The organism is Burkholderia sp. Ap-955, from assembly GCF_011753045.1.
In the GTDB taxonomy this organism is placed as follows: Bacteria; Pseudomonadota; Gammaproteobacteria; order Burkholderiales; family Burkholderiaceae; genus Burkholderia; species Burkholderia lata_D.
In genome coordinates, this window is record NZ_VWWH01000006.1 from 135,692 (window position 1) to 157,373 (window position 21,682).

Annotated in this window: 21 protein-coding genes; 9 read left to right on the forward strand and 12 right to left on the reverse strand. The window is 66.4% G+C overall.

The features are described from left to right. Nucleotides 1-43 precede the first annotated feature (43 nt). Entirely contained in the window at nt 44-2,557 is a 2,514-nt protein-coding gene (locus F3J15_RS05920) for a penicillin-binding protein 1A (RefSeq protein WP_166888671.1), read from the reverse strand. 444 nt (nt 2,558-3,001) lie between these two features. Between F3J15_RS05920 and F3J15_RS05925 the strand changes: the two genes are divergently transcribed. From F3J15_RS05925 to F3J15_RS05940, 4 genes are all read left to right on the forward strand, one after another. Further along, on the forward strand, nt 3,002-3,682 hold the full coding sequence (locus F3J15_RS05925; RefSeq protein ID WP_069248233.1) for a PspA/IM30 family protein: 681 nt from the start codon (nt 3,002-3,004) through the stop codon (nt 3,680-3,682). Nucleotides 3,683-3,770: 88 nt separating this feature from the next. Then, complete coding sequence (locus tag F3J15_RS05930) at nt 3,771-4,934, forward strand: tetratricopeptide repeat protein (protein ID WP_166888675.1); 1,164 nt, start codon at nt 3,771-3,773, stop codon at nt 4,932-4,934. Between the two features lie 232 nt (nt 4,935-5,166). Continuing rightward, nucleotides 5,167-5,598, forward strand: coding sequence for a large conductance mechanosensitive channel protein MscL (gene mscL / locus F3J15_RS05935; RefSeq protein ID WP_006487991.1), 432 nt, complete (start codon nt 5,167-5,169; stop codon nt 5,596-5,598). A gap of 333 nt (nt 5,599-5,931) precedes the next feature. Beyond that, the gene (locus tag F3J15_RS05940) at nt 5,932-6,378 is read left to right on the forward strand and encodes a hypothetical protein (protein ID WP_027784713.1); all 447 of its coding nucleotides are present in this window, start codon (nt 5,932-5,934) and stop codon (nt 6,376-6,378) included. Nucleotides 6,379-6,444: 66 nt separating this feature from the next. On the opposite strand, the gene F3J15_RS05945 is transcribed toward F3J15_RS05940, so the two are convergent. Continuing rightward, nucleotides 6,445-7,338: an NAD(P)-dependent oxidoreductase gene (locus F3J15_RS05945; RefSeq protein WP_166888677.1), complete on the reverse strand. Its 894-nt coding sequence runs from the start codon at nt 7,336-7,338 to the stop codon at nt 6,445-6,447. A gap of 135 nt (nt 7,339-7,473) precedes the next feature. On the opposite strand from F3J15_RS05945, the gene F3J15_RS05950 reads away from it, so the two are divergent. After that, the gene (locus F3J15_RS05950; protein ID WP_021160372.1) at nt 7,474-7,683 is read left to right on the forward strand and encodes a dodecin; all 210 of its coding nucleotides are present in this window, start codon (nt 7,474-7,476) and stop codon (nt 7,681-7,683) included. A 220-nt stretch (nt 7,684-7,903) separates the two neighbouring features. Then, complete coding sequence (locus tag F3J15_RS05955; protein WP_006762467.1) at nt 7,904-8,833, forward strand: LysR substrate-binding domain-containing protein; 930 nt, start codon at nt 7,904-7,906, stop codon at nt 8,831-8,833. A gap of 102 nt (nt 8,834-8,935) precedes the next feature. Here F3J15_RS05955 and F3J15_RS05960 read toward each other — a convergent pair whose 3' ends face one another. Further along, complete coding sequence (locus tag F3J15_RS05960; RefSeq protein WP_069248236.1) at nt 8,936-10,348, reverse strand: 8-oxoguanine deaminase; 1,413 nt, start codon at nt 10,346-10,348, stop codon at nt 8,936-8,938. A 510-nt stretch (nt 10,349-10,858) separates the two neighbouring features. On the opposite strand from F3J15_RS05960, the gene uraH reads away from it, so the two are divergent. Both uraH and F3J15_RS05970 read left to right on the forward strand, forming a co-directional pair. After that, nucleotides 10,859-11,212: a hydroxyisourate hydrolase gene (uraH, locus tag F3J15_RS05965; RefSeq protein WP_011352401.1), complete on the forward strand. Its 354-nt coding sequence runs from the start codon at nt 10,859-10,861 to the stop codon at nt 11,210-11,212. Nucleotides 11,213-11,264: 52 nt separating this feature from the next. Beyond that, complete coding sequence (locus tag F3J15_RS05970) at nt 11,265-12,458, forward strand: urate hydroxylase PuuD (protein WP_039342830.1); 1,194 nt, start codon at nt 11,265-11,267, stop codon at nt 12,456-12,458. A gap of 99 nt (nt 12,459-12,557) precedes the next feature. On the opposite strand, the gene F3J15_RS05975 is transcribed toward F3J15_RS05970, so the two are convergent. Continuing rightward, the gene (locus F3J15_RS05975) at nt 12,558-12,968 is read right to left on the reverse strand and encodes an ACT domain-containing protein (RefSeq protein ID WP_166888680.1); all 411 of its coding nucleotides are present in this window, start codon (nt 12,966-12,968) and stop codon (nt 12,558-12,560) included. A gap of 72 nt (nt 12,969-13,040) precedes the next feature. Beyond that, complete coding sequence (locus F3J15_RS05980; protein WP_166888685.1) at nt 13,041-13,961, reverse strand: LysR substrate-binding domain-containing protein; 921 nt, start codon at nt 13,959-13,961, stop codon at nt 13,041-13,043. A gap of 20 nt (nt 13,962-13,981) precedes the next feature. Between F3J15_RS05980 and F3J15_RS05985 the strand changes: the two genes are divergently transcribed. After that, the gene (locus F3J15_RS05985; RefSeq protein ID WP_166888688.1) at nt 13,982-14,911 is read left to right on the forward strand and encodes an aminotransferase class IV family protein; all 930 of its coding nucleotides are present in this window, start codon (nt 13,982-13,984) and stop codon (nt 14,909-14,911) included. A 144-nt stretch (nt 14,912-15,055) separates the two neighbouring features. Here F3J15_RS05985 and F3J15_RS05990 read toward each other — a convergent pair whose 3' ends face one another. The 7 genes from F3J15_RS05990 to F3J15_RS06020 form a co-directional block, all read right to left on the reverse strand. Further along, nucleotides 15,056-15,568 (reverse strand): ureidoglycolate lyase, encoded by a 513-nt coding sequence (locus F3J15_RS05990; protein WP_043187989.1) that lies wholly within the window; start codon nt 15,566-15,568, stop codon nt 15,056-15,058. Then, the gene (gene alc, locus F3J15_RS05995; RefSeq protein WP_166888691.1) at nt 15,565-16,578 is read right to left on the reverse strand and encodes an allantoicase; all 1,014 of its coding nucleotides are present in this window, start codon (nt 16,576-16,578) and stop codon (nt 15,565-15,567) included. The genes F3J15_RS05990 and alc overlap by 4 nt, the downstream gene beginning before the upstream one ends. Before the next feature lie 62 nt (nt 16,579-16,640). Next, a complete protein-coding gene (gene uraD / locus F3J15_RS06000; protein WP_039342817.1) occupies nt 16,641-17,162 on the reverse strand; it encodes a 2-oxo-4-hydroxy-4-carboxy-5-ureidoimidazoline decarboxylase in 522 nt (173 codons plus the stop codon). Further along, entirely contained in the window at nt 17,159-18,112 is a 954-nt protein-coding gene (gene puuE, locus F3J15_RS06005) for an allantoinase PuuE (RefSeq protein ID WP_069248242.1), read from the reverse strand. The genes uraD and puuE overlap by 4 nt, the downstream gene beginning before the upstream one ends. A 148-nt stretch (nt 18,113-18,260) precedes the next feature. After that, nucleotides 18,261-19,052 carry an aspartate/glutamate racemase family protein gene (locus F3J15_RS06010; protein ID WP_166888694.1) on the reverse strand — a complete coding sequence of 264 codons (792 nt, stop codon included), beginning with the start codon at nt 19,050-19,052 and terminating at the stop codon, nt 18,261-18,263. Between the two features lie 10 nt (nt 19,053-19,062). Then, nucleotides 19,063-20,547: an NCS1 family nucleobase:cation symporter-1 gene (locus tag F3J15_RS06015; protein WP_089445839.1), complete on the reverse strand. Its 1,485-nt coding sequence runs from the start codon at nt 20,545-20,547 to the stop codon at nt 19,063-19,065. 150 nt (nt 20,548-20,697) lie between these two features. After that, entirely contained in the window at nt 20,698-21,402 is a 705-nt protein-coding gene (locus tag F3J15_RS06020; RefSeq protein WP_089484138.1) for a GntR family transcriptional regulator, read from the reverse strand. Nucleotides 21,403-21,682: the final 280 nt, after the last annotated feature.

A 21,682-nucleotide genomic window follows, 5' to 3' on the forward strand; every position in this document is an offset into this window, starting at 1 on the left:
CGCCCGAAGGCGCCCGTCGCATGCCGGAACCGCAGCGTGCCGCTTACTTGTTCTCGAACATGTCCATGATCTGCTGCTTCTCCTGCGGCGTGACGGGCGGCGGCGCAAGCCCCGCCGCACCAGCCGAGCCGAGCGCGTCGTTCGCGCTGATCGCGTTCTCGGCCGGGTTGATGTCGACATTCGCGACGAAGCCGTTGCCCGGCGTGCGATCAGCGTAGTACAGCTCGCCGTCGATCGAGGTCAGGCCGTCCGGCATCGGCATCTGCTGCTCGGGCACGCCGTTCAGCGCGGTGCGCATGTAGTTCACCCAGATCGGCAATGCGAGCTGCGCGCCGAACTCACGACTGCCGAGGCTCTTCGGCTGGTCGAAGCCCATCCACGCGACCGCGACGAGCGATTGCTGGTAGCCGGCGAACCAGCCGTCCTTCGCGTCGTTCGTCGTACCCGTCTTGCCCTGCAGGTCGCTGCGGCCCAGTGCGTTGGTGCCCGCGCCCGTGCCGGCCGTCGCGACCGAATGCAGCAGGCTGTTCATCACGTACGCGTTGCGGCCTTCGATCGTGCGCGGCGCCGTGCTGCCCGCGAGCACCGGCTGCGACTTCTGTAGCGGCTGGCCGCGTGCGTCGTCGACTTCGGCGATCAGGTACGGATCGACCTTGTAGCCGCCGTTGGCGAACACCGCATAGCCGGTCGCAAGCTGCAGCGGCGTCACGAGGCCCGCGCCGAGCGCCATCGGCAGGTAAGGCGGCGTCTTCGCGGGATCGAAGCCGAAGCGCTGCGTCACGTACTCCTGCGCATACTGCGTGCCGATCGACGCGAGGATCCGGATCGACACGAGGTTCTTCGAACGCTGCAGGCCGGTGCGCATCGTCATCGGGCCGTCCGGCTGGTCGTCGTCCTTCGGCTCCCAGGCGGTGCCGCCCGGCACGCTCGGCGGGAAGTACAGCGGCGCGTCGTTGATCATCGTCGCCGGCCCGAGCCCCTTGTCGAGCGACGCCGAGTAGATGAACGGCTTGAACGACGAGCCCGGCTGCCGCCATGCCTGCGTCACGTGGTTGAACTTGCTCTTGTTGAAGTCGAAGCCGCCGACGAGCGAACGGATCGCGCCGTCCTGCGGCGCGATCGCGACGAGCGCGCCTTCGACCTGCGGCAGCTGCACGACCTGCCAGCCCGTCTTGCCGTCCTTCAGCACGCGCACGACCGAACCCGGCTTGATGCGCAGCGTGTCGTTCGCGCGGGGGCTGAGCGCGCCCGCCACGAAGCGCAGCCCGGCCGGGCCGATCGTCGTGGTCGCGCCGCCGACGAACTGCACCTCGACCGCATTCGGCGATGCCGACAGCACGACCGCCGACTGCAGGTCGCCGTTGTCGGGGTGATCGGCGAGCGCGTCGTCGATCGCCTCGTCGCGGTCGTCGCCGGCCGCGGGCAGCTTGATCGACGCTTCCGGCCCGCGATAGCCGTGGCGGCGCTCGTAGTCGAGAATGCCGCGACGCACGGCCTGGTACGCGGCTTCCTGGTCGGACGAGTTGATCGTCGTCGTGACGGTCAGCCCGCGCGTATAGGTTTCGTCCTTGTACTGCTGGTACATCATCTGCCGCACCATCTCGGCGACGTACTCGCCGTGCACCGCGTACTGGTTGCCCGGCGTGCGCACGTGGATCTCTTCCTTCACGGCCGCGTCGTACTGCGGCTGCGTGATGTAGCCGACCTCGAGCATGCGCTTCAGGATGTATTCCTGGCGCACCTTCGCGCGCTTCGGATTGACGACCGGGTTATACGCGGACGGCGCTTTCGGCAGCCCCGCGAGCATCGCCGCTTCCGCGAGCGTGATGTCCTTCAGGTCCTTGCCGAAATACACGCGCGCGGCGGCCGCGAAGCCGTACGAGCGCTGGCCGAGATAGATCTGGTTCATGTACAGCTCGAGAATCTGGTCCTTCGTCAGGGCCTTCTCGATCTTGTACGCGAGCAGCATTTCGTAAATCTTGCGCGTGTAGGTCTTCTCGCTCGACAGGAAGAAGTTGCGCGCGACCTGCATCGTGATCGTGCTCGCGCCCTGGCGCGCGCCGCCGTGCATCAGGTCGGCGACACCCGCGCGCAGGATGCCGACGAAGTCGACGCCGCCGTGTTCGTAGAAGCGGTAGTCCTCGATCGCGAGCACCGCCTTCTTCATCACGTCCGGAATGTCCTGGAAGCGCACGAGGCTGCGGCGCTCCTCGCCGAACTCGCCGATCAGCACATGATCGGCCGTGAACACGCGCAGCGGCACCTTCGGCTGGTAGTTGGTCAGCGCATCGAGCGACGGCAGTTGCGGCGCCATCACGACCAGCGCGTAGCCGACGATCAGCGCGCCGACGATCGCCAACGTCGCGATGAGGCCGGCGAACCACAGCATGACGCGCGAGCCGAACGAGCGACCGCGCCCTCCGCCGCTGCGCTGGGTGCGGCGGTCGTCGTCGCGATCGTCGTCATCGGGGTAATAGGCTCCGGACGGCGAACGGCGCAGCGTGTAGTGGGGTTCGTTCCTGTCGGAAGAAGAAGGCGGTCGTTTGATAATTGGCATGTCGGAATGGCGGGCGGTCGTGGCGCCCTCGGACGCATGCGGAAATGCAGGCGAATGGATCAGAGCGGATACAGCGTGATGCAGCTGTCACGTCGACAGACCCCGCCGCGCGGCGATCCGTTCCCGCGACGTGACAGCGCATTTTAATGAAATCGACCGGGTGCCTTCGCGATTTTTTGTAAAAATTCCCGCAATGCCGTGATTTAAGGAACGTATTGTCGGCATCCTCTGCCTATCATGGACACGCAATATCGCGCGCACGCGCCAACTTTCTTTCAATCGCGAAAGGTTCGGCATCCTGATGCGCAAGCCGCTTGAACTCGCGCGTTTAAGCCGTATTTAAGTGAACCGGTGGTGTAATATCCGCCGGCTCATGCGGGTCGGAACCGGCTCGCAACGGGCACTGCCGCTCTCACGCGGCGCCTTTCAACCACGGAGGATTTCATGTCGCTTTTCGACTCTGTTTCGCGCACGATCAAAGGCCTGCTGAACGATGCGGCCGATTCGGTCCAGGATCCGTCGCGCGACGCACGGCAGATCGTGCGGGAGCTCGACGACAGCATCGGCCGTGCCGAGAATTCGCTGATCGAGATCGAGGCACAGGTCGCGACCCAGCGCAGCAAGCGCGATGCGGCCGACGACAAGGTGAAGAAGTACGAGGACGGCGCGAAGCGCGCGCTGCAGGCCGGCAATGAAGCACTCGCACGCGAGGCGCTCGGCGCGCAGTCGAACGCCGAAGCCGAGCGTGACGCGCTCGCAGCCGAATTGACGACGCTCGAGCCGTCGGTCGAGAAGCTGAAGGGGCAGATCGCCGACATGCGTCAGCGCCGCAACGACCTGAATGCACGCTCGAACATCCTGCAGGCCAAGCAGGAAATCGCGCAGGCGAAGGACGTCGCGGCAAGCGCCTTGGGCGGCATCGGCGGCAAGAACCTGTCCGAGGACTTCCAGAAGCTCGAGGACAAGGTCGCGCTGCAGAACGCACGCTCGGACGCGCGCCTGAATTCGGCCGACACGTCGAGCGGCAAGGCGCTCGACGACAAGCTCGCCGCGCTGAACAAGGGCCCGTCGGTCGAGGATCGCCTCGCCGCGCTGAAGAAGCAGCTCGATACGCCCGCGCAGTAACGGCCACTGCGGGCCACCGCGCCGCCGCCCGCCCCGGGCGCGGCGCGAACCGATCGTCAGGAGACGGGCGCCTGCGCCCGGTTCGACCATGAAGAAATCTCTCGCCGCACTCGGCCTCTCGCTGATGGTGCTGTCGTCCGCCGCGTTTGCGGTCCCGTCGCTGCAGCAGGTCGAGCAATCGATCGCGCAACGCAACTGGCAGCAAGCCGACACGCAGCTGTCGCAAGTCATCGACGCCCATCCGAACAATGCGCATGCGCGCTACCTGTACGCACAGGTGCTGGACCGCGAAGGCCGCGCGTCCGACGCACTCGAGCAACTGCAGCGCGCGAAGTCGCTCGATCCGCAACTCAAGTTCACCGACGCATCGCGCTTCGCGCAGACGGAGTCGCGCATCCGCGCCGACGCCGCGCGCGTGAGCGGCAACGTGCCGTCGGCCACGCAGGCAGGGACGCTGCAGCCGGGGCTCGCTCCCGCTGTCGCGCCGGCCGAAAAACACGGTCCGTCGACCGGCATGTGGATCGGCCTCGGGCTGATCGTCGCGGTGATCGCGCTGGTGCTGCGCTGGACGCTGCGGCGCGCACGCACGGCCGACGACAGCCGCGCCGACGACGAACGCCGCACGCAGCTCAAGCGCGCCACCGACGTGCTGAACGACATCCGCCCGCTGAAACTCGACGCGAAGCTGTCGACGGCGCCCGGCGCCGCAGCGCTCACGGGCGAGCTCGAAGCGATCGAGACCGATGCGCGCACGCTCGTCGAATCGCTGTCGAACGGCAAGAATCCGGTGCCGCCGTATCGCGTCGATGAACTCGAACAGCGTCATGCCAGCGTGAAGGCACGCGTCGAAGGCCGTCCCGACCCGGCCGCGCAGCCCGCGGCCCCGGCGAACGGCAGCGGCTCCGTGTATGCGCAGGAAGCCGATCGCATGACGGGCGCGCAAGGCCAGCCGTATCCGCAGCAGCCCTACCCGCAGCAGCAACCGCCGGTAGTGATCCAGCAAGGCGGCGGTGGTTTCGGCGGCGGCATGGGTGGATTGCTGACCGGCGTATTGCTCGGCGAGGCGATGTCCGGCGGCCGCGAGCGCGTGGTCGAACGCGACGTGATCGTCGACGGCGAGCGCCGCCGGCAGGAAAACGACCCGGGTGTCGACCTCGGCCGTGGCGACAGTTCGAACTGGAGCGACGGCAACGGCGGCGGCGGCATGGATCTCGGCAGCAACGACGACGGCTGGACCGACGACAACACCTGAAGTTGCGCAGCGCGTCGACGCCCCCGCGACGCGCTGCAACGCACGCCACGCTCCCCTGCATGGCCGGCCGCGCCGACGCGCGGATTTGTCAATCATTTCAAGATGGACTACCGGCAATGGGGAGCGTTCGCTATCATGCGGCCATCGGCGTGCCACCGACCCTCATTCGACGCTCTGCATCCCTGCGCGTCGCGGCACGCCTCCCCTCGCCCCAAACAGGAGAAAGCCGCTCATGAGCATCATCAAGGAATTCAAGGAGTTCGCCGTCAAGGGCAACGTCATGGATCTCGCCGTCGGCGTGATCATCGGCGGCGCGTTCTCGAAAATCGTCGACTCGGTCGTGAAAGACCTCATCATGCCGGTCATCGGCGTGCTGACCGGCGGCCTGGATTTCTCGAACAAGTTCGTTCTGCTCGGCACCATCCCCCCGACGTTCAAGGGTAATCCCGATTCGTTCAAGGACCTGCAGGCCGCGGGTGTCGCCGCGTTCGGCTACGGCTCGTTCATCACGGTGGCAATCAATTTCGTCATCCTCGCGTTCATCATTTTCCTGATGGTGAAATTCATCAACAAGCTGCGCAAGCCGGAAGAAGCCGCACCGGCCGCGACGCCGGAAGACACGGTGCTGCTGCGCGAGATCCGCGATTCGCTGAAGCAGCGCTGATCGCCAAGCGCCCCGCCAGCCAGGCCCGCCCCGAGCGGGCCTTTTTATTGCGCGCGCGATGCGCCGCCGCATGCGGCCTATCTCACTTTTTTGTGACGGGCGAATGCACGCGCGGGGAAAGCAGGTCTATGATGGAGACTAAACGACAGTACGGGCGCCAAGACGCTGGCTGTGTCGATCATGGCGAGCAGGTCGACGGGAGACATTGATCGTCGTACTGCACGAAGGCAGCATTTTCGTGTGCTATAAAGGATCGACATGCGGCGTACATAGCCGGGAGTGGGTCGCATGAAAGTGCCGCATTTCTTGCAATTGTTTTTGAGGCGAGTGTTTATGTCCTTCCCGAAAAAACGTCGGCGTGCCCAGCAGGATGGCCAGGAGTCATTCCTCGCGGTATTGCGCCACTCGAAACCGTTTGCCCAGCTCGACACCAAGATTGCCCGCGCCCGTGCGCAGGACGAACCCGTCCTGTACGCACATGTGCTGCCCGGTCTCGACGTGCTCCTGTGCAGCGTACGCGGCGCCCAACCGCCTTATCCCGCCATCGCCGAGTTGCGCAAGCGCTGCATCGAATCGATCGCCAACGCGCTCGAGCAACCGCTGGACGGCCTCGAGAACGGCGGTTACTGGTATGAAGCAAACGGCTTCGGCTTCCTCGTGTTCGCCAGCCGTGCGCGTGCGCGCATCCTGCCCGAGTTTGGTGCAGGCACGAAAGCGAGCCTGCGCGGCGGGCTCGGTCGCCAGAATGCCGGCGACACGACACCACGCTCCCTCGGCTGATCACCCTGCCATTCGATGGGCCGCCTCCGGGCGGCCCATCTGCCATTCACGCGCCCCGCTTGCCCGTCACGACATCTGCTGACGCCCGTTGCCGGGTCGCACGATGTCGATGAACGCGGCGAAATCGGCACCGGCGAGCCCTTGCGCGGCGCCGAGCCGCAACACCTGCTGCACGGTGGCCGATACGGGCATCACCGCGCCCGTGTCGCGCGCCGCGTCGGCGATCGCATCGACGTCCTTCTGGAACGTGCTGAGCGCGCCGATCGGAGCATGACCGCCCGACGTCATGCGCGGCACGAACGTCTGCAGCAGCACCGAATCAGCCCAGCCGCCGGCCAGCGCTTCGGCCAGCCGCGCGGCGTCGATGCCGCTTGCCTGCGCCAGACCGACGGCCTCGGCGATCGCGGTCACCGTCGCGGTGACGATCGCCTGGTTGCACAGCTTCGCCGTCTGCCCCGCGCCCGCGTCACCCATATGCGTGATCCGCGACGCGTACGTGTCGATCAGCGGCCGCACCGCGTCGAGATCGGCCGCGCGGCCGCCGGCCATCACCGCGAGCGTGCCTGCCTGCGCGCCGGGCACGCCGCCCGACACCGGCGCATCGACCCAGCCGACGCCGAGCGCCGCGGCACGCGCCGCGTAATCACGCGTGGCGGCGGGCGGAATGCTCGAATGATCGACGATGCGCTGCAGGCGGCGCGCGGGCGCATCGCCGGAGAGCAGGCCGTGCTCGCCGAATACGACATCGCCCACCGCGCGGCCGTCGAGCACGCACACGAATACCGTCTCGACGCGTTCCGCCAGTTCGCGCGGCGTGCCGACCACCTGCGCGCCGTCCTTCACGAGCGCCTCGGCCTTGTCGCGCGAGCGATTCCACACGCTGACCCGATGCCCTGCCGCCAGCAAATGCCGAATCATCGGCGCGCCCATCAATCCCGGTCCGCAAAATCCGACTTCCACGATGCTCCTCGTCTCCGATATGGGTTGAACTTGCCGCCCATCATACCTATCACTCAAGAAGCCGGGCACGCGCGGCGCCGCTTCGGGACCACGGCTTGCGCCGGCCATTCATACCGACATCCCAGGGAGCGCATCATGAGCGACCACGTGTACAAGATGATCGAGCTGACCGGTTCGTCGCAGCAATCGAGCGACGACGCCATCCGCAATGCGATCTCGAAAGCCGGCAAGACGCTGCACAACCTGCACTGGTTCCAGGTGACCGAAACGCGCGGCCACATCGAAGGCGACCAGGTCGTGCACTGGCAGGTCACGCTGAAGGTCGGCATGCGCATCGACGACTGACGCGCCCCTGCATCACACGCCGCGCCGCTATCCGGATCCGTGCAACGCGCTTCCGCGCGGCGCCGCGCGCACCGCAATCCGCCCCGTTCAGGCCCCTTGTCGCGGCCCGGCCGGCGGGTCCCTGCGGGTATCCATCTCTTGACGCTGATTTTCGTTCATATTAAAAACGATATACCCACCCCACCCCTCGATCAGCCCAGCCATATAAACCGGAGATAACATGAGTCAGCAACGCGAGGCGATCGACACGTACCTCTTGCGCGTCTTGCACACCTTGTTGATGGAGCGCAGCGTCACGCGCGCGGCCGTCAAACTGAACCAGTCGCAACCGGCAATCAGCGCCGCGCTGCGGCGCCTGCGCGACATCACCGGCGATCCGCTGCTGGTGCGCGGCAAATCCGGCATGGTGCCGACCGAATACGGGCTGCGCCTGCTCGAGCCGGTGCAGAACGCGCTGCGTGAAATCGAGCGCATCAAGTTCCAGCAGCACAATTTCGACCCGGCCACGTCGATCCGCTGCTACCGGATCGGCTGCCCCGACTACCTGAACGTGCTGTTCGTGCCGACCGTCGTCGAGCGCTTCCGCCAGGCCGCGCCGAACGCGACGCTCGAGTTCCATTCGCTCGGCCCCGCGTTCGACTACGAACTCGCGCTGGAAGACGGCAAGCTCGACATCGTCGTCGGCAACTGGCCCGAGCCGCCCGAGCAGCTGCACCTGTCGAACCTGTTCGTCGACGAAATCGTCTGCCTGATGAGCAACACGCACCCGTTCGCGAAACGCGGCGGGCTGACGCTCGACCAGTACCTGAACGCCCCGCATCTCGCGCCGACGCCGTACTCGGTCGGCCAGCGCGGCGCGATCGACGTGCATCTCGCGCGCGAACGGCTCAAGCGCCACGTGGTCGTCACGCTGCCGTACTTCAACCTCGCACCGTACGTGCTCGTGAAGTCCGACCTGATCTTCACGACGACGCGACTGTTCGCCGATCACTACGCGAAGTTCCTGCCGCTGTCGGTCGTGCCGGCGCCGCTCGACTTCCCGCCGATGCAGTACTACCAGCTGTGGCACGAGCGCTGCCATTACTCCGACGAAGTGCGCTGGCTGCGCAGCCTCGTCGCCGAAGCCACCCGCACGCTGATCGAGGCGTAGCGGCCTAAGCCGCCCGCGCCGTCGTAGCGCGCGACACCTCGCGGCACGACGACCGCCGGCGGCACGCCCTGCAAGGCGGCCGCCTGACGATTTCAGCGTGGGTTAGCGCGATGCCGCGACGAGCGCATGTGCAAGCGCGTTGTGACGCTCGATGACTGGCGGCAGATCGAGCGTCGCCAACCGCCCTTCCCGCACCACCACCTTCCCGTTCACCACCGTGTACGCCGTCTGCGACGGCGCGCAGAACACGAGCGCCGCGACCGGATCGTGCAGCGCGCCCGCGAAAAGCGGCTGGCGCAGGTCGAATGCGGCGAAGTCCGCGGCCATGCCGGGCTTCAGCGCACCGATATCGTCGCGGTTCAGCACCTTCGCGCCGCCGAGCGTCGCGATCTCGAGCGCTTCGCGCGCGGTCATCGCATCGGGGCCGAAACCGACCCGCTGCAGCAGCAGCGCCTGCCGCACTTCCGCGACCATCTGCGCTCCGTCGTTCGACGCGGAACCGTCGACGCCGAGGCCGACCGGCACGCCCGCGAGACGCATCTTCTTCACCGGCGCGATACCCGACGCGAGCCGCATGTTCGAGCACGGACAGTGCGCGACGCCCGTGCCGGTGCGCGCGAACAGGCTGATACCCGCATCGTCGAGCTGCACGCAGTGTGCGTGCCACACGTCGTGGCCGACCCAGCCCAGGTCTTCCGCATATTCGGCTGGCGTCATCCCGAACTTCTCGCGGCTGTACGCAATATCGTTGACGTTCTCCGCGAGGTGCGTGTGCAGCGACACGCCGTATTCGCGCGCAAGCACGGCCGCATCGCGCATCAGGTCGCGGCTCACCGAGAACGGCGAGCACGGCGCGACGACCACGCGCAGCATCGCGTAGCGACCTTCGTCGTGATAGGTCTCGATCAGGCGCTGTGTGTCGCGCAGGATGTCGGGCTCGCGCTCGACGACCGAATCGGGCGGCAGCCCGCCGTCGCGCTGGCCGACGCTCATCGCCCCGCGGCTCGCGTGAAATCGCATGCCGATCCGCTGCGCGGCGCCGATGCTGTCGTCGAGGCGGCTGCCGTTCGGGTAGATGTACAGATGATCGCTCGACGTCGTGCAGCCCGACTGCAGCAGTTCGGCCATCGCGGTCAGTGTCGACACCTCGATCATCTCGGGCGTCAGGTGCGCCCAGATCCTGTACAGGTTCGTGAGCCAGCCGAACAGCTCGGCGTTCTGCGCCGCAGGCACCGCGCGCGTCAGGCTCTGGTACATGTGGTGATGCGTGTTCACGAGCCCCGGGATCACGAGGTGGCCGCGCAGGTCGAGCACTTCGTCGGCCGTCTCGGGCAGCTCGGCGGTCGGGCCGACCGCGACGATCCGGTTGTCTTCGATGTAGAGCCCCGCATCGCGCAGCTCGCGACGCGTGTCGTCCATGGTCACGAGCACGTCGGCGTGCTTGACCAGCAGGGTTGTCGGGCGGGATGAGGAGGTGTTCGGCGCGCGTGCGCCAGCGTGCTGCTCGAGATTCATGCGTTCTCCGCGTCGGTCTGCTTCCAGGGGCTGATCCTGGAAGTCGTCACACAGCCGTTCGAACGCTGAATCGCGGCACGCGCCGGTGCCTGCGTCCGTTCGAACGCCCTGGCCCGGTTACCCGGCGTGCTCGCCGTCTTCGGGGTACGCGCGGGCCTCAGGCCGACGCGCACGGCGGGAGGATCGCCCAAGCGCGCGCCGCACACAATGCGCGATCCGGAATACCGCGTTTCACGGTTTCGATATGGTACGCCGCGCAACACCCTGCCGGCGGCCCGAAACGCCTGCCGGAAGCCGTATCCGGCGTGCCGTCGACAGTCGCTCATGCGCGGCGCATTATCTTTGATATCGCGCCCGTATTTGCGCGGGGAACCTTTTTACAATGCCTGCACGGCGCTCGCTTCAATCTCGCCGACGGGTATGTAGCCACGTGACGTGGAGCCTCGATCCGCCGCACAGTCAATGGATCGAGTCGCCGCCGAACCTCGCATTCACACAAGGACACAACGAATGGGAAAGCTCACTACCCACGTACTCGATACGGCGCACGGCCGTCCCGGCGCTGCAATCAAGGTGGACCTCTACGCGCTGGACGGCGAATCGCGCCGCGCGATCAAGACCGTGCTGACCAATAGCGACGGCCGCTGCGACGAACCCCTGCTCGAAGGCGCCGCGCTCGCCGCCGGCGAATACGAACTCGTGTTCCATGCCGGCGACTACTTCGCGTCGCTCGGCGTGAAGGTGCCCGAACCCCGTTTCGTCGATCGCGTCGTACTCCGCTTCGGCATCGCCGACACCGGCTCGCACTATCACGTGCCGCTGCTCGTGTCGCCGTGGTCGTACAGCACCTATCGCGGCAGCTGACATTCGAATCAGCGCCCGCATCAAACAAACGATTTGAGTCTGGAGGAGTTTCATGGAAGGCTTCATCACCGACTGGCTGAACCTCGCGCTGCGATGGCTGCACGTCATCGTCGCCATTGCGTGGATCGGCGAGTCGTTCTATTTCGTCGCGCTCGACAACAGCCTGAAGCCGCCGACCGACCCGAACCAGCGCAAGCGCGGTGTGTTCGGCGAGCTGTGGCACGTCCACGGCGGCGGTTTCTACAACATGCAGAAGTACACGGTCGCCCCGCCGGAAATGCCGGATGACCTGCACTGGTCGAAGTGGCCGTCGTACACGACCTGGCTGTCGGGCTTCTCGCTGTTCTTCGTGCTGTACCTGCTCGCACCGAACACGTACCTGATCGACAAGAGCGTGCTCGACATGGGCCCGGTGGTCGCCGTCGCGTCCGCACTCGGCTTCCTCGCCGCCGGCTGGATCGTCTACGACTCGCTGTGCCGCATCCTCGGCACCAACGACCGCGTGCTCGGCATCTGCGTCGGCATCTACGTGGTCGCCGCCGCTTACCTCGCGTGCCACATCTTCGCGGGTCGTGCCGCCTACCTGATCGTCGGCGCAATGCTCGCAACGATCATGTCGGCGAACGTGTTCTTCGTGATCATCCCCGGCCAGCGCAAGATGGTCGACAAGATGCTCAAGGGCGAAGAGCCGAACCCGATCTACGGCAAGCGCGGCAAGCAGCGCTCGGTGCACAACACGTACTTCACGCTGCCGGTCGTGTTCGCGATGCTGTCGAACCACTATGCGATGACGTACACGAACAAGTTCAACTGGGTCGTGCTCGTGCTGATCATGCTGGCCGGTGCGCTGATTCGCCAGTTCTTCGTGATGCGCCACCGCGGCAAGCAGTTGTGGTACCTGCCGATCGGCGGCGTCGCGCTGCTGGCAGGCGCACTGGTCTGGACGACGCCGAAGCCGGTCGCACCGGAAGCGCAGGCCGCGAACGCGCCGAAGGTCGTGATCAACGACATCATGCCGATCCTGCAGCAGCGCTGCGTCGAGTGCCACTCGGCAAAGCCGACGCTGATGGGCAGCGCGCCCGCAGGCGTGATGTTCGACACGCCGGACGAAGTGTCGAAGAACGCGCAGCGCATCTACGAACAGGCCGTGCGCCTGAAGGCGATGCCGATCGGCAACGTCACGCACATGACCGACGACGAGCGCACGAAGCTCGCCGCCTGGTTCGAGGGTGGCGCGAACAAGTAAGCCGCCGTGCGCCGGGTGTGATTTTCCGGCGCAATCCTCTCCGTTCTCGGGCCCGGTGACGGGCCCTTTTTTTTGCGAGTCCCGGACGCCCTTCGCGCGTCAGCCCCGCATCGCGTCGCGCTGGAGCGCGACGAGCGCATCGAGTGCGCGCGGGCCGTCGTCGAACGGCACGAAGATGTGATCGTGGCAGGCCGCCGCCATCACATTGCAACTGATGCCGGCCGCGCCGAGCGCGCGTGCGAACGCCGCCGTGAGGCCGACAGCCGCAAGGTCGGAATGCACGGTCAGCGTGATCCAGGCCGCACGGAACAGCACGGGCCAGCCGTGACGTGCTGCCGTCTCCTCTTCGACCACGACCGTCAGCCCTTCCGCTTCGCGGAACGTTGCGATTACTTCGGATAACGATACGTCTGCGCCGGTCGGCAATGATACGAAGGCGAACGCACCCGGATGCAGTTCGGGCTGCATCGTGCTCAGCAGGATCGCCAGGTCGTTTTCAGGTTGGCTCATCGGAGGAACATACCCGGAATCGGGCATCGCGCGGTGGAGATGCGGGCACGATAGCACGCGCCACCGTCACCGCTACGCGCGCATCGTCGTGACTTCATCCGCGAGCCAGTCGCGCAATGCGACGATGCGCGGATCGTCCTGTGTGTGCTCCGGATATACGACGTGATAGGCAAGCCCCGGCGCCACGTCGACGTTCACGTCGAACAGCCGGACGAGGCGCCCTTCCGCGAGATCGCGCGCGATCATGTGCGGCTCCGCCAGCCCGACCGCCATACCGTCCATTACGGCCTGCACGACGTGGCTCGAATCAGGAAACGCGACGCACCGGCTGTCGTCGAAACCGTCGACGCCGGCAGCGGCCATCCATGCCGACCAGCGCGGCCAGGTCACGCCGTCGACTTCGCAGTCCACGTGGCACAGCGTGTGGCGCAGCAGATCGCGCGGCTTGCGCAACGGCGGGCCGGCCGACAACAGAGCCGGGCTGCAGATCGCAACGACCGACGTATCGAACAGGCGCTGCGCGCACGCATCGCGATAACGCCCGGTGCCGAAGCGGATCGCGGCATCGACGTCGTCGTCATCGAAATCGCGCAACCGGTCGGTGATATCGAACGACAGCTCGAACGCAGGATGCTCGGCCCTGAAACGCGGCAGGCGCGGCAGCAGCCAGTGTGTCGCGAAGCGCGCGCCGACCGATACGCGCAACTCCGCCTGCTCCCGCGCGACGCGCCGTGCCCGGGCAGTCGCGCGCTGCATCCCCGCCAGCGCCTCGGCAGCCGCAGCAGCCAGCACGACACCGGCCGGCGTCAGCCGGATGCTGCGGCTCGTGCGGACGAACAGCGCCATGTCGAGCTGCGCCTCGATTTCCTTGATCTGGTGACTGACCGCCGCCGGCGTCAGCCCGACCTCGTCGGCCGCCCGCGAGAAATTCAGGTGCCGCGCCGCTGCATCGAACGTCCTCAGCGCGCGCGTACCGGGCCACATGCGTTCCATCGATCTTCAAACCGGATTTGATGAGCGTTCCAAAATTACTCGTTTTTCAAGACAGCATCAATAAGCAAACAATAGGCTTTCTTGAAGATGTCGCGCGCCGCCCCGTGCGCGCGGCCGAACCCGGAGATCCATCGATGACCGTTGCCCCGTTCCCGTCCGTCGCCCAGCTCAACGGCGTCGTCGCCGCCCCGGACGCGCTCGCCGCGCTCGCGTTCGCGGGCCACGCGCATTTCACCGCGATGCAGGTTCGCGACGGCCACGTACGCGGCCTCGACCTGCATCTCGCGCGGCTGCGCGATGCGTCGAACACGCTGTTCGGCCAGGCACTGCCCGACGACAGGATCCGCACACTCCTGCGTGCAGCGCTCGAGCGCGCGCCGTCGGCGCTGTCGCTGACGGCAACCGTGCATGCGACGACGGGCGAATTCGTCGCGCCGCGCGACGACGAAACGCTCGACGTGCTGGTCCGCACGGCACCGCCGTCGTCGGGCCCGGCGGGCCCGCTCGATCTCGCGCTGTTCGAATACGAGCGCGTGCTGCCGGACATCAAGCACGTCGGCGAAGTCGCGAAGACGCACTTCCTGCGCCGCGCGATCGCGCAGCGTTTCGACGATGCGGCCTTCATCGATCGCCACGGGCGCATCAGCGAAGGCTCGATCTGGAATCTCGCGTTCTGGACCGGCGACGCGGTCGTATGGCCGGTGGCCGGCATGCTCGGCGGGGTCACGATGCGTATCCTGCGCCGGCAACTGGCGCGCCTGGGCGTCGCGCAGCACGATCGCGAACTGACGCCGGCCGACCTGCCGTCGATGGCCGGCGCCGTCGTGATGAATTCGTGGACGCCCGGGATCGCCGTGCGCCGGTTCGGCGCGACGACACTGCCCGACGCATCGTCGTTCGTCGCGCTGCTGCATCGCGCATACGAACAGGAGCCGCCGGTCGCGCCGTGACGCGCTGGCGTCGCGGCGGCCACGGTTCGCGCGCCGCACGCAAAACCAAAGCGACCTGAATCGCGAGCAAGCGACCATACATAAAAAAACCCGCGCGAATTGCGCGGGTTTCGACAAGCAGTCAGTCGCGAAGGCGCGAGCGAGTCACGCAGTCAGCGCGTGCAGCGCCTCGTCGGTGAGCCACAGCGATTCCTGTAGGTCCTGCTCGTTCAGGTTCAGGCCATCGCCGCCGCGGTCGACGACGATGAAGTCGCTGACGCCGCCGAGCGCGATCAGCGGGTGATGCCACACGCCCTTCGCATAGTTGACGCCCTGCCAGCCGCTCGTCACGAACGCGCGGATCTTCGCCGGATCGAGATCGCCTGCGGGCGCCACGACGACGAGATACGGCTGGTCGTTCAACGGCACGAACGCCTGGCTGCCGAGCGGGTGCCGCTCGAGCATCTTCACTTCGAACGGCAGCGTGCGCGGCTGGCCGCGGAACAGGTTGACGAGCGTGCGGCCGTCTTCATCGGTCACGTCGACTTTCGCGAGATCGTGAAAGCGGATCGTCGTGCCGAGGTTGATCGGGATCTGCTTCGCCCCTTCCGTCTCGATCACGTCGCCGAACGGCGCGAATGCTTCCTTGGTCAGCGGTTCGATGGCAAGCGTCTTCATTTGTCGAGCGTCCCCCACAGACGCAGGCGCGACACGCCGCCGTCCGGAATGATGTTCAGTCGCACGTGCGTGACGGGGCCGAGCGATGCGATGTCCTGTTCGAAGTAGTGCTGCTTGTCCATCTGCAGCTTCTGTTCGCCGAGCAGCACCGGCCAGAACATCGATTGCGTGATCAGCGAGCTGTCCGTGCCGCCCGACACGTACGCGGCCTGGATCGAGCAGCGGTCCGGATAGTTGCCCTTGAAGAACGCGGTATCGACTTCGATCTTGCGGATCACGCCCGGCTGCGCGAGCGCGATGATCGCCCAGTCGTTGCCCGGTTCGCGGCGACGACGGGTTTCCCAGCCGTCGCCCATGTTCACGCCGCGGCCCGGCAGCAGCAGGTTCGACGCGACGCCGAAGTGCTGGTTGTTCGCGGCCACCACGTAACCGCCGTTTTCCATCGCCGCGAGATCGAACTGCTCGGTCGCGCTCGCGCCGGCCCAGTCGAGCTGCGGCTGGCCGTACACGCGCAGGCGTGCAATGCCGCCATCCGGATAGATGTTCACGCGCAGGTGCGTGAAGGCGCGCGCATCGCTCGCTTCGACGTAGTGATGGCTATTGCCCTGCAGCGTCGTCGACGGCACGATCTCGACCCACTCGGTCGCATGCGTCGGCGCGCCGTCGGCCACGAACGCGGCCTCGATCGACGCGGCCGGCGGGAAGTTGCCGGTGAAGTGGCTCGTGTCGATGTCGAAGCCCTTGATCACGCCCGGGCGCGCGAGCTTGACGATGCACCAGTCGTAGCCCGTCGTGCGCTTGCGGCGCGTTTCCCAGCCGTCCATCCACTTGCCGTGGTCGTCGTACTTGCCGGGGATGAACACAGCCGGCTCGGGGTTCAGCATCCGGTCCTTCGGCGCGAAGAAATCGTCGCTGGCTTTGAGCGCCTGCGCACCGAGACGCGGGTCGGCGAGGTTCACGTAGCGCCGCGTGAAGTCGGGTGCGTTGGGATCGAGAAGCGGAACAGCCATGATGTTTCCTTGTTTCAGTGAGACGATCAGGCCGCTGCGACGCAGCAGGCCGTATTGCGGTGTCAGGCGTCGATCAGGTCGTCGAGGCGGAAGCGCGCGATCCGGTAGATCTGGTCGAGGCTCGCCCGCAGTTCTTCGGTGCGCGAATGATTCACGCGCGACTCGAAGTTCGCGATGATGCCGTGCCGGTCATAGCCGCGCACCGCGAGGATGAACGGGAAGCCGAACTTCTCGCGATACGTGCGGTTCAGCGTCAGCAGCTTGTCGAACTCTTCCTGCGTGCACTGGTCGAGGCCCGCGCCGCTCTGCTCGCGCGTCGACTCGGCGGTCAGCTCGCCACGCACGGCGGCCTTGCCGGCCAGCTCCGGGTGAGCGTTGATCAGCGCGAGCTGGCGCACTTCGCCGGCCGTTTCCACCGCACCCGACATCGTCTTGTGCAGCGCGTCGATGCTCGCGAACGGCCGCTCGCCCGCGGCGACTTCGGCCACCCACGGCGAATGTTCGAAAATCCCCGACAACGCCGCGACAAATGCGCTCGGCGCCATCGTGTTCAGTTGTTCCAACGTGTAGCGCATCGCCTTCATGCTTTCCCTTCGTTTCGATGATTGGGCTGATACGGATGATGTTCACGCCAGTGACGCGCGATATCGACACGGCGCGTCACCCATACGCGATCGTGCTTCTCGATGTGATCGAGGAAACGCTGCAGCCCGCGGAACCGGCCCGGCCGGCCGAGCAACCGGCAGTGCATGCCGATCGACAGCATCTTCGGCGCCTCGTCGCCCTCCGCGTACAGCACGTCGAATGCATCGCGCAGGTAGTCGAAGAAGTGATCGCCGGTATTGAAGCCCTGCGGCGTCGCAAAGCGCATGTCGTTCGTGTCGAGCGTGTACGGCACGATCAGCTGCGGCGATTTCTTGCCGCCCGATACTTCAACGTCCATCCAGAACGGCAGGTCGTCGCCGTAGTTGTCGGAGTCGTACAGGAAGCCGCCGTATTCCGCGACCAGGCGGTGCGTATTGGGGCTGTCGCGGCCGGTGTACCAGCCGAGCGGGCGCTCGCCCGTCACGCGCTCGATCGCCTCCATCCCGAGGCGCATGTGCTCGGCCTCGAGTTCCGGCGTCATGCTCTGGTAGTGGATCCAGCGCCAGCCGTGGCACGCGATTTCATGGCCCAGCTCGACGAAGGCGCGCGCAAGCTCAGGATGGCGCTCGATCGCCATGCCGACGCCGAATACCGTCAGCGGCAGCCCGCGCTTCTCGAATTCGCGCAGGATGCGCCATACGCCGGCCCGCGACCCGTATTCGTAGATCGACTCCATGCTCATGTGGCGGTCGGGATACGCGGCCGCACCGACGATTTCCGACAGGAACTGCTCGGAGCCCGGATCGCCGTGCAGCACACAGTTCTCGCCGCCCTCCTCGTAGTTCAGCACGAATTGCACGGCGACGCGGGCGCGCCCCGGCCAGTTCGCCTGAACGGGATGGCGGCCGTAGCCGATCAGGTCGCGAGGATAGTTGGGATCGAGTGACATGGTTCGAAGAGCGGCGAAAGCTCGCTGAAATAATGGGTTCGCATCGACTGCGCGGGTGCCGGAGGCCGGCTGCGCAAGCCGATGCGATGACGGCCCAGTTTAGCGAAAACGCCCATACGCGCCCATACAGCGGCGCAGATAGTGCGTGTCAGACGGTGTGTATGTGCGGTTGCGGCAAATTCGCGACCGGTTCCGCCTGATCCCCGTCCGGCGGGCTGAAGCGGGCGAACGCGCCGTCGTAGCGCTTCGGCAGCGGGCGCGCGTAGTCGCCGCGCTTCGCGGTCGCGAGACGCAGCGCGACGAGCGCCTCGGCCCACTTGACGGCCGCCGTGACGCCCTCGACCACCGGCGCGCCGATCTGCTGCTCGATCTCGTGCGCGAACTCGGCCATCCCCGCGCAACCGAGCACGATCGCGTCGGCGCCGTCCTCGTCGAGCGCGCGCCGGCATTCGTCGACGATGACCCGGCGCGCGGCCGAGCCCGGCCGGTCGAGCTCGAGCACCGCGACGTCGGTCGCGCGCACGTTGCGGCAGAACCGCTTCATCCCGTAGCGTTCGGCGAGATGCCACGCCATCCCGCAGGTGCGCGCGAGCGTCGTGACGACCGAGAAGCCCGGCGCGAGCACGCTCGCCGCATGCATCGCGGCCTCGGCAATGCCGATCACCGGCCCGCGCGCGAGCTCGCGCGCCGCGTACAGGCCCGGATCGCCGAAGCACGCGATCACGTACGCATCGCAGCCGTCGCGCTCGCCCTGCGCGATCTCGGCAAGCAGCCCCGGCGTCGCGAGCGCCTCGTCGTAATACCCTTCGATCGACGGCGGCCCCATCTGCGGGCTCACCGCGACGATCTCCGTGCCGGCAGCGGCGACCTCGCGCGCGCAGCGGCCCATCGCGTCGGTCATCCGCTGCGTCGTATTCGGATTGATCAGTCGGATCTTCATCGCATGCTCCTCAGGCCTTCGTGCTCACGAGCAGCCGGTAGAACACGAAGCCGAGCCCCGCGCCGATGAACCACGAGAAGTTCGCGACGCCCTGCCAGCCCGGCACCATCACGCAGACGATCGCGATCACCGCGGCCGGCAACAGCGCGGCAAGCGCGCGGCGGTTCACGCCGCCCGTGTACCAGTACGTGCCGCTTTCCGACATCGTGTACAGGTCGTCGCGCACGAGCCGGCCGCGCTTGACGAGATAGAAGTCGGCGATCAGCACACCGTACAGCGGACCGATGAACGCGCCGAGCACGTCGAGCGTGTAGTGGATCACGGCCGGGTTGTTGAACAGGTTCCACGGCGTGATGAAGATCGATGCGACGGCCGCGAGCATCCCGCCCGCGCGCCAGCTGATCAGGCGCGGTGCGACGTTCGAGAAGTCGAACGCGGGCGACACGAAGTTCGCGACGATGTTGATGCCGATCGTCGCGATCGTGAACGTCAGCGCACCGAGGATCACCGCGGTCGGATGGTCGATGCGGCCGACCGTCTCGACGGGATCGGTGATCAGTTCGCCGAACACCGGCAGCGTCGCGGCCGTCGTGATCACCGTGACGAGCGAGAACGCAAGGAAGTTGACCGGTAGCCCCCAGAAATTGCCGCGCTTCACTTCGCCGAACGAGCGGCAGTAGCGCGAGAAATCGCCGAAGTTCAGCATCGGCCCCGAGAAATACGACACGACCAGCGACACCGCCGTGATCATCACCGGAATCACTTCCGCGCCGTGATACTTCACGCCACCGAGGTTGAGGCCGATGTTGCGCCAGCCCGCGCGCCACACCATGTAGCCGGCGAGGATGAACATCACGACGTAGACGGCCGGCCCCGCGAAGTCGATGAACTTCTTGATCGTCTCCATCCCGTTCCAGAACACGAACGCCTGGAGCACCCACAGCAGCATGAAGCCGGCCCAGCCGACCGCCGACAGCCCGAGGAAGCCGTAGCGATGCACGTCCGCGTAAGGCAGCCATTGCGGGAAGAATTTCAGCACGACGATCACGAGCGCGCTCGACGCGAGATAGGTCTGGATCCCGTACCACGCGATCGCGATCAGCCCGCGGATCACGGCCGGCACGTTCGCGCCGAGCACGCCGAACGTCGCGCGGCATGCGACCGGATACGGCACGCCGATCTGCTGGCTCGGCCGCGCGATCAGGTTGCACAGCAGGTTCACGAAGCCGATCCCGACGATCAGCGCGATCAGCACCTGCCAGCTCGTCAGCCCGAGCGCGAACAGGCTGCCCGCGAATACGTAGCCACCGACGCTGTGCACGTCCGACATCCAGAACGCGAAGATGTTGTACGAACCCCATGTCTGATTTTTCAGGGGTGCCAAATCTTCGTTGTACAGACGTTCACTGTAACCATTCGGCAGTGTCGGATCACCGCCCTCGCCGCCTTCTTCCGCCGGATAGGCGCTATCGTGCGCCACACTGAACTGAGCCATGACTTCTCCTTGACGCGGCCGGGAGGCCGCTCCACCGTCATCGATATCGCTCCGGATCGACGCCCGGAGTCGGACCAGCGGCCCGCGGCACACGCCGCGGGCCTGCATTTCGCTCGTTCTTGTGGCGCGTGGCCGGGTTCGCGTCGCCGCTCAGGCGCCGCCGAACACTTCGCGCAAATCGACCTGCCCTTGTGCGGGCCGGTCCAGCATCTTCAGTTCGACATGCTGCAGGTGGTGCGCCATCAGCGTCACCGCCCGCTTCGGATCGCCGGCCTCCAGCGCACCGAGGATCTCGTCGTGGTCGTCGCACGAGCACGGGCTGCGCCCGTGCGACTCGTACAGCGCAGACATCAGCGTCGAGCGTGCGACGAGCCCTTCGAGGCACTCGCTGAGCGTCGCATTGCCCATCAGCGTGGCGAGCGCCGTATGGAATTCGCCCGACAGGCGGATCCAGGCCGCGAAGTCCTGCCGCTCGAACGCCTTGCGTTCCTTCTCGATCAGCGAGGCGACGCCCTTCAGCCGCTTCGCGCCGGGCCCGGTCGCGAGCCGCTCGACCACGGCGAGCTCGATGATCCGGCGCATCTCGAACACCTCGTGCACGTCCTGCAGCGTCGGGCTCGCGACGAACGCGCCGCGGTTCGGCTCGAGATCGACCAGCTTGTCGGTCGCGAGCTGCGCCAGCGCCTGGCGGATCGCCCCGCGCTTCACGTTGAACACGTCGCAGAGCTGCGCCTCCGTCAGCTTCGCGCCCGGCGCGAGCCGATGCTCGAGGATCGCCGTGCGGATCCGCTCGGCGATCGCTTCGGGACTGGCTGCACCGGACGGGTGGGATTCGGGCTCGTTCATGATCGGCATCGTGTGATGATCCTCATCCTAGGGTGGACATAAAGATTGTCAACAATTCTTTTCCGGCATTGCGCACAATCGGTGTGCATCGACGTGACCCTGTCCGGTGCACGATGCGTCGAATCCATGCATGACAAGGCTGATACGTATGACAGGCGCGCTTCTCGTCGTATACCCTCCCGGTCATTTTGTTGACAAAACTGGTGCAAGATCCGGTGACGACCTTGCTGCTGTCGACGAAAATACTTGACCGTTAGTTGCGCACTTACATAAAGAAAAAGGCGGGAAC

What these genes read in the sequence shown, in the direction of transcription:
- F3J15_RS06020 (WP_089484138.1), bottom strand. Translation starts at nt 21,402, where the DNA reads ATGCCGATCATGAACGAGCCCGAATCCCACCCGTCCGGTGCAGCCAGT.
- uraD (WP_039342817.1), bottom strand. Translation starts at nt 17,162, where the DNA reads ATGAAGGCGATGCGCTACACGTTGGAACAACTGAACACGATGGCGCCG.
- F3J15_RS06015 (WP_089445839.1), bottom strand. Translation starts at nt 20,547, where the DNA reads ATGGCTCAGTTCAGTGTGGCGCACGATAGCGCCTATCCGGCGGAAGAA.
- uraH (WP_011352401.1), top strand. Translation starts at nt 10,859, where the DNA reads ATGGGAAAGCTCACTACCCACGTACTCGATACGGCGCACGGCCGTCCC.
- F3J15_RS06010 (WP_166888694.1), bottom strand. Translation starts at nt 19,052, where the DNA reads ATGAAGATCCGACTGATCAATCCGAATACGACGCAGCGGATGACCGAC.
- mscL (WP_006487991.1), top strand. Translation starts at nt 5,167, where the DNA reads ATGAGCATCATCAAGGAATTCAAGGAGTTCGCCGTCAAGGGCAACGTC.
- F3J15_RS05940 (WP_027784713.1), top strand. Translation starts at nt 5,932, where the DNA reads ATGTCCTTCCCGAAAAAACGTCGGCGTGCCCAGCAGGATGGCCAGGAG.
- F3J15_RS05975 (WP_166888680.1), bottom strand. Translation starts at nt 12,968, where the DNA reads ATGAGCCAACCTGAAAACGACCTGGCGATCCTGCTGAGCACGATGCAG.
- F3J15_RS05980 (WP_166888685.1), bottom strand. Translation starts at nt 13,961, where the DNA reads ATGGAACGCATGTGGCCCGGTACGCGCGCGCTGAGGACGTTCGATGCA.
- puuE (WP_069248242.1), bottom strand. Translation starts at nt 18,112, where the DNA reads ATGTCACTCGATCCCAACTATCCTCGCGACCTGATCGGCTACGGCCGC.
- F3J15_RS05955 (WP_006762467.1), top strand. Translation starts at nt 7,904, where the DNA reads ATGAGTCAGCAACGCGAGGCGATCGACACGTACCTCTTGCGCGTCTTG.
- alc (WP_166888691.1), bottom strand. Translation starts at nt 16,578, where the DNA reads ATGGCTGTTCCGCTTCTCGATCCCAACGCACCCGACTTCACGCGGCGC.
- F3J15_RS05970 (WP_039342830.1), top strand. Translation starts at nt 11,265, where the DNA reads ATGGAAGGCTTCATCACCGACTGGCTGAACCTCGCGCTGCGATGGCTG.
- F3J15_RS05950 (WP_021160372.1), top strand. Translation starts at nt 7,474, where the DNA reads ATGAGCGACCACGTGTACAAGATGATCGAGCTGACCGGTTCGTCGCAG.
- F3J15_RS05920 (WP_166888671.1), bottom strand. Translation starts at nt 2,557, where the DNA reads ATGCCAATTATCAAACGACCGCCTTCTTCTTCCGACAGGAACGAACCC.
- F3J15_RS05985 (WP_166888688.1), top strand. Translation starts at nt 13,982, where the DNA reads ATGAGCGTTCCAAAATTACTCGTTTTTCAAGACAGCATCAATAAGCAA.
- F3J15_RS05930 (WP_166888675.1), top strand. Translation starts at nt 3,771, where the DNA reads ATGAAGAAATCTCTCGCCGCACTCGGCCTCTCGCTGATGGTGCTGTCG.
- F3J15_RS05960 (WP_069248236.1), bottom strand. Translation starts at nt 10,348, where the DNA reads ATGAATCTCGAGCAGCACGCTGGCGCACGCGCGCCGAACACCTCCTCA.
- F3J15_RS05925 (WP_069248233.1), top strand. Translation starts at nt 3,002, where the DNA reads ATGTCGCTTTTCGACTCTGTTTCGCGCACGATCAAAGGCCTGCTGAAC.
- F3J15_RS05990 (WP_043187989.1), bottom strand. Translation starts at nt 15,568, where the DNA reads ATGAAGACGCTTGCCATCGAACCGCTGACCAAGGAAGCATTCGCGCCG.